The organism is Streptomyces sp. NPDC058470 (assembly GCF_042721055.1).
GTDB lineage: Bacteria > Actinomycetota > Actinomycetes > Streptomycetales > Streptomycetaceae > Streptomyces.
Map to the genome: position 1 here is coordinate 79373 of NZ_JBHXMF010000021.1, position 6035 is coordinate 85407.

Sequence of the window (6035 nt, forward strand, 5' to 3'; positions counted from 1 at the left end):
CGCCTCAGCCCTGATAGTCCTCGACCTGCGAGGAAGGACGGGGCCGTGCCTCGTCCGGATTCTCACCGAACTCGGACTTCGCACGCCGCTGGCGCAGCAGGTCCCAGCACTGGTCGAGATCGCGCTCCAGTTGTCCGAGCCGCTCGTGCTCGGTCGAGCTGTCGATCTGCCCGGACGCGAGGGCGTCGCGCAGGCGTCGTTCGTCGTCCACCATCGCCGCGATCCTGGCCAGGATCTGATCTTGATCCATGTCCACCCGCCTCCTCGGCACTCCAGCCCACTCTAAGGAGACCGCTCACGCCCCGCACGTCCGCCTCGGATGATCCCCCGCGTCACCCGAGGCGGACGGCAGCCCGAAACAGCCCCCGGAGGGGCTTGGTCCGGACAACCTGAGTATAGTTGGCTGACAGCCAGTCAACGCAGGAGTTTCAGAATGTCCCCGCGCAGCCAGTCCGTCAACGAAGAGTTGCGGCGGCGTTCCCGGGAACGACTCCTGCAGGCCGCGGTGGAATTGGTGAGCGAGCAGGGGTACGAGGCGACCACGCTCGGCGACATCGCGGATCGCGCGGGATCGGCGCGCGGACTGGTGTCGTACTACTTTCCCGGCAAGCGCCAGCTCGTGCAGTCCGCCGTGCACCGGTTGATGCACCGGACGCTGGAAGAGGCGCTGGAGCGCGAGCCGCACACCGAGGACGGCCGGGAGCGGATGGCACGGGCCATCGACGCGATTCTGGGACTCGCCCGCGATCAGCCGGTGCTGATGCGCCAGCACATGGCCGGGATCCTCCAGCCCGAGGGATTCGTGGAGTGCCCGGATCAGCAGCGTCTCGCGCAGCTGCTCGGCGAGACCGTCGCGTGCTTCGGCTCGCCCGACGCCGCCACCGACTACCCGATGCTGCGCGCGCTGCTCATGGGCTCGGTGTACGCGGCCGTGGTGCCGGGCGTCCCGATGTCGATCCCGACGCTGCGGGCCGAACTGTTCAAACGGTACGGACTGGAAAAGGCGTTGGGTGTCCCGCCGGACACCGAGGTGCCCGGCGGGACGTGCGACACGGACCTGTCACGGTTCTTCGCAACCGACCGAAAGCCGGCCGATCAGCCCGGTCGTCAGTCCGGTCGTCAGTCCGGTCGTCAGTCCGGTGGTGATTCCGGTGGTGAGTCCGACGACCGGTCCGATCGACTGAACGATCAGTCGAAGTAGTCCGGCTGCGTCTGGACGTTGAGCTCGGGCAGCTTGACCCGCTTCGCCGGGTCGGTGCGCCGGTCGCTGAGCTTCAGCACGTCGAAGCCCTTGATGATGTCGTTCGAGTAGATATAGCCGTTGTAGTAGTACGCCGACCAGGAGCCGCCGACCGAGAACGTGCTGGTGCTCAGCGGGCCGCGCTCGAAGTAGGCGATCTCCTTAGGCTCGGCCGAGTTGGTGAAGTCCCAGACGGACACGCCACCCTGGTACCAGGCCTGGACCATGATGTCCTTGCCCTCGACGGGGATGATCGAGCCGTTGTGGGCGACGCAGTTCTCGGTGTCGGCCTGGTAGCGGGGGATCTTGTAGTAGCTCTTGAAGACGAGCTTGCGGTTGTCACCCTTGCCAACGATGTCGTAGATACCGTCGGCGCCGCGATTCGGACCGATGGCCGCGTTGCAGGTGGCCGCGCCACCGCCGCCCAGCTCATCGGTGAACACCACCTTGTCGGCGTCCTGGTTGAACGTCGCCGAGTGCCAGAACGCGAAGTTCACGTTGTCCTGGACCCTGTCGATGACCTTCGGGTTCTCCGGATCCTTGATGGAGAAGAGGATGCCGTCGCCCATGCAGGCGCCCGCGGCGAGGTCCTTGGACGGCAGGACAGTGATGTCGTGGCAGCCGGTGGTCTTGGAGACACCCGGGTTGGTGGGCGAGCCCGGGTTGCCGCCGCCGTCCGGTCCCTCACCGGGGAAGAGGACGGGGAAGCCCACCACTGCCGCCTTCTCGGGGGCGTTGCGCGGCACCTTGATGACCGAGATGCCGTCGTGCGGCGGCTGGCAGTCGGGGTAGGTGGCGTTCGGCGAGTACGAGGAGACGTAGATGTAGACGTTCTTCTTCTCCGGCACCAGCGTGTGGGTGTGCGAGCCGCAGGCGGTCTCGACGGCGGCCACGTACTTCGGGTTCGCCTTGTCGGTGATGTCGAAGACCTTCATGCCCTCCCACGACGACTTCTCCGTCACGGGCTGCGTCGTGCTGGCGCACGAGTTGTCGCTGCGCGAGGAGTCGGTGGAAAGGAAGAGCAGGTTGCCGGAGACGGTGATGTCGTTCTGCGAGCCCGGGCAGAGCACCTGTGCGACCGTCTTGGGCGCCTTCGGGTTCCGGATGTCGAAGATGCGGAAGCCGTCATAGTTGCCGGCGAAGGCGTAGTTGCCCTGGAAGGCAAGGTCCGAATTGAAGTTGGGCAGAGCATCCTTGGGGATGTTCGCGAGGGGTTCGATGTTGTCCGAGTGGAGGATCTCGTCCTGCCCGGGTATCTCGCCACTCGTTATGGCCGCCTCGGCGACAGCCTCGTCGCTCTGGGAGACCTTCTCCTGCGCGGCGGGACTGTCCCCGGGGTCGGGGATCGCGGCCGCCGGGCCGGCCGTGAGCAGCGCGGCCAGGAGTCCGGCCGCGGCCGCGGCAACTCCGAGGCGTCTGCGCCGCGTTCGGGGGTCTTTCAACAGGGTCACTGCATCCTCCCTTGTAGCCGTTCGCAGTCGAACGGTTCACGCACACCCCGCAGTATCGTCTTCGCCATGCACCGATCAACAGAAGGCAACGCAGTCGTAATGAAAGTTTCTGATCATCCAGGTTCACAAGCGTGCTAGGAAAGTCCTCAACACCCTTGAGGTGTTCGCCCATTCGTGCGCCTCAGGAGGTCACCGTGCTCTTCCGCCGTCCGTCCCACGCGTCCCTGGTCACAGCGTCGCTGGCGGTCGTCGTGCTCGCGCTGGGAGGCTGTGACTCCGATACCGAGACCAAGTCCCCCACGACGAGCGGGCCTTCGGTGATCGTGCCCGGCAAGCCCGGTGAGGCGGCTCAGACTCTCTCCGCCGAGGACGCCGCGAAACAACGGACGGACGACGACACCCCCAACTCGGCCGACCTCGCATACGCGCGGATGATGATCGAGCATCACACTCAGGCGCTGGAGATGACCGAACTCGCCCCGAAACAGGCCGAGTCGAGCTCGGTGAAGGCGCTCGCCGAACGGATCGCGGCCGCACAGGGGCCGGAGATCACCACCATGGAGAGCTGGCTCAAGGCGCACGACGGGGAGAGCGCCGCCACGGAGCACGCCCACGAGGCGATGCCCGGCATGGCGACGGAGGCGCAGCTGGAGAAGTTGCGCGCGGCCAAGGGCAAGGCGTTCGACCAGCTCTTCCTGACGCTGATGATCACGCACCACGAGGGCGCGATCACGATGGCGACGGATGTGAAGGCCCAGGGCAACAACATCCAGATCGAGGAAATGGCCGACGACGTGATCGCACAGCAGACGAGCGAGATCGGCAGGATGCAGGACATGTCGTAACCGCACCCGGTCACCGTCGCACTGTCGGAGGCGATCGGCGTCGGTGCCGCGACCGCCGTGCCCAACTGTCGTCCTCAGCGGCGCACGTGACGTGGCGTCAGGAACCCCGCGTCGCGTGCCCCGGCGATCAACTTGAGCGACCTGCGGCGGCTGTGCCCGGTCACATCCATCACCGCGAGCACCGGGTCGCGGCCGTCGCCCTGAGCCGCGAGGTACTCCTCGGCGACGAGCCGACGGCCCTCGACACCGCGCGGCCACGCGGGCCGGGCGCGGTGCGAGGGCTCTTCCTCGCAGGACGCGTCGCGCGCGAGCCCTTCCCCGCACGAATTGTCGTGCGAGAGCCCTTCCCCGCATGGCGCTTCGTGCGGGAGCCCTTCCCCGCACGCCCCTTCGCACGTCGGCGCGGTGCGCGCGCCGCACGCCTCGGCGAGCGGTTCCTCGATCCAGTCGGCGAGCAGATCCAGGTCACCGAGGGAGAGCGGGGGCTGGGCCCGCACGTCCTCGATCGACACAGCGCCCCCGCACACCACGGCGAGCAGGTCGACCCGGGCGCCGTCGGCGAAGGCGAGCCGGACGTCGAACCAGGAGGTCACCCCTTCGCGCTCGCGCACTTGCCACGCTGGCGACACCGACACGGCACCGTCGGGACCGCGATGGTCGGAGTCACCCAGGCGATCGGACAGATTAAGAGAGGATGCTTCTAGCACATACGGAACGTAACCGCATGATCACATTCCATACGAACGGACACGCTCGCACGAGCCGTGCGCCGACCCTGTCAGCGGAGCACCAGTGGTGCGATCCTGGAAGAGCCATCAGCGATCTCCTCGAACTGTTCAGGTTTCGGACAAGGAGTTCCGCGTGCTGCGTGTCGCCGTCGTCGGCTCGGGTCCCAGCGGGGTCTACACCGCCCAGGGTCTCGTCCAGCAGAGTCAGGTACCCGGTGTGCGGGTGGACGTACTGGACCGGCTGCCCTGCCCGTACGGCCTGGTCCGCTACGGCGTGGCGCCCGACCACGAGAAGATCAAGTCCCTCCAGAACAATCTGCGGTCGGTCCTGGAGGACGAGCGGGTGCGGTTCCTCGGCGGCGTCCTGATCGGCCCGGACGCACTGCCTGCATCCAGGCTGCGCGAGCTGTACCACGCGGTCGTCTACTGCGTGGGCGCCGCCACCGACCGCCACCTCGGGGTGCCCGGCGAGCAGCTGCCCGGCAGCTGGTCGGCGACCGAGTTCGTGTCCTGGTACAGCGCGCACCCCGACTCCGCGGCCGAGGGATTCGTGCTCGGTGCACGGTCCGCCGTGGTCATCGGCGTCGGGAACGTGGCCGTCGACGTCACCCGCATCCTGGCCCGCGGTGCGGCCGAGCTGAACCCCACCGACATGCCGCAGTCGGCGCTCACCGCGCTGGCCGCGAGCCGGGTGACGGAGATCAGCATGGTGGGGCGGCGCGGCCCCTCACAGGCCCGCTTCACCACCAAGGAGCTGCGCGAGCTGGGCGCCCTGCCGGACACCGAAATCGTCGTGGATCCACGGGAGTTGGAGCTGGATCCGGCCTACACCGATCCCTCCGGGCTGCCGGCCGCCAACCGCCGGAACGTGGAGGTGCTGCGGGGCTGGGCCTCCGCGCCCCCACGGGATCCCGCCGCGCGCAGGATCCGGCTGCGCTTCTTCCTGCGCCCCGTCGAACTGCTCGTCGGCGAAGAAGCCGGCGGGCGGGTGGGCTCGGTCCGCTTCGAGCGGACGGTGCCGGACGGGCAGGGCGGCGTCACGGGCACGGGTCGGTACGAGGACATCGACGCGCAGTTGGTGCTGCGCTCGGTGGGCTATCGCGGAGTGCCGCTGGACGGGCTGCCGTTCGACGCGCAGCTCGGCACGGTGCCGCATCTCGCGGGACGCGTCGTACGGGACGGTGCGATCGCACCCGGTGAGTACGTGGCGGGCTGGATCAAGCGAGGTCCGACCGGCGTCATCGGCACCAACCGGCCGTGCGCCAAGGAGACGGTGACCTCGCTGCTCCAGGACGCCGAGACGCTCGTACGACGGGAAGTGCCCGAGGATCCGCTCGTGGCGCTGCGCGCGGAGGGGCTGACGCCCGTCGAGTGGGCGGGATGGCAGGCGATCGAGCGCGCCGAGGCCGAACTGGGCGCCTCGCTCGGGCGGGGCATCGTCAAGCTTCCGGACTGGGCCTCGCTGCTGGCCGCGGCAGCACGGACGGCAAGGGCGTAGCGGGACCGCGGCTGCGCGGACGGCAGGGGCGAAGCAGGAGCGCGGCAGCACGGACGGCAGGGGCCTGGCGGGGCTGCGGCAGCACGGACGGCAGGGGCGTAGCAGGACCGCGGCAGCGCGGAGGGCAGGGGCGTAGCGGGACCGCGGCAGCGCGGAGGGCAAGGGCCTGGCGGGGCTGCCGCAGCACGGACGGCAAGGGCGTAGCAGGACCGCGGCGACGCGGAGGGCAGGGGCGTAGCGGGACCGCGGCAGCGCGGACGGCAGGGGCCTGGC

General features: G+C 68.8%; 6 protein-coding genes. 3 read left to right on the forward strand and 3 right to left on the reverse strand.

Annotated elements, in window-relative coordinates:
- Positions 1–4: 4 nt before the first annotated feature.
- On the reverse strand, positions 5–250 hold the full coding sequence (locus ACFWP7_RS17695; RefSeq protein WP_384382436.1) for a DUF2630 family protein: 246 nt from the start codon (positions 248–250) through the stop codon (positions 5–7).
- Between the two features lie 183 nt (positions 251–433).
- On the opposite strand from ACFWP7_RS17695, the gene ACFWP7_RS17700 reads away from it, so the two are divergent.
- Positions 434–1201 (forward strand): TetR/AcrR family transcriptional regulator, encoded by a 768-nt coding sequence (locus ACFWP7_RS17700; RefSeq protein ID WP_384382437.1) that lies wholly within the window; start codon positions 434–436, stop codon positions 1199–1201.
- On the opposite strand, the gene ACFWP7_RS17705 is transcribed toward ACFWP7_RS17700, so the two are convergent.
- The gene (locus ACFWP7_RS17705; protein WP_384382438.1) at positions 1189–2691 is read right to left on the reverse strand and encodes an LVIVD repeat-containing protein; all 1503 of its coding nucleotides are present in this window, start codon (positions 2689–2691) and stop codon (positions 1189–1191) included. The two genes, ACFWP7_RS17700 and ACFWP7_RS17705, sit on opposite strands and share 13 nt — an antisense overlap.
- Positions 2692–2885: 194 nt before the next feature.
- Between ACFWP7_RS17705 and ACFWP7_RS17710 the strand changes: the two genes are divergently transcribed.
- On the forward strand, positions 2886–3536 hold the full coding sequence (locus ACFWP7_RS17710; RefSeq protein ID WP_384382439.1) for a DUF305 domain-containing protein: 651 nt from the start codon (positions 2886–2888) through the stop codon (positions 3534–3536).
- Between the two features lie 74 nt (positions 3537–3610).
- On the opposite strand, the gene ACFWP7_RS17715 is transcribed toward ACFWP7_RS17710, so the two are convergent.
- Positions 3611–4171, reverse strand: coding sequence for a DUF6214 family protein (locus tag ACFWP7_RS17715; RefSeq protein ID WP_384382440.1), 561 nt, complete (start codon positions 4169–4171; stop codon positions 3611–3613).
- Between the two features lie 226 nt (positions 4172–4397).
- Between ACFWP7_RS17715 and ACFWP7_RS17720 the strand changes: the two genes are divergently transcribed.
- Positions 4398–5762: an FAD-dependent oxidoreductase gene (locus ACFWP7_RS17720; RefSeq protein ID WP_384382441.1), complete on the forward strand. Its 1365-nt coding sequence runs from the start codon at positions 4398–4400 to the stop codon at positions 5760–5762.
- Positions 5763–6035: the final 273 nt, after the last annotated feature.

Coding starts and splice junctions, on each gene's coding strand:
- ACFWP7_RS17695 (WP_384382436.1), bottom strand. CDS start 250: ATGGATCAAGATCAGATCCTGGCCAGGATCGCGGCGATGGTGGACGAC.
- ACFWP7_RS17700 (WP_384382437.1), top strand. CDS start 434: ATGTCCCCGCGCAGCCAGTCCGTCAACGAAGAGTTGCGGCGGCGTTCC.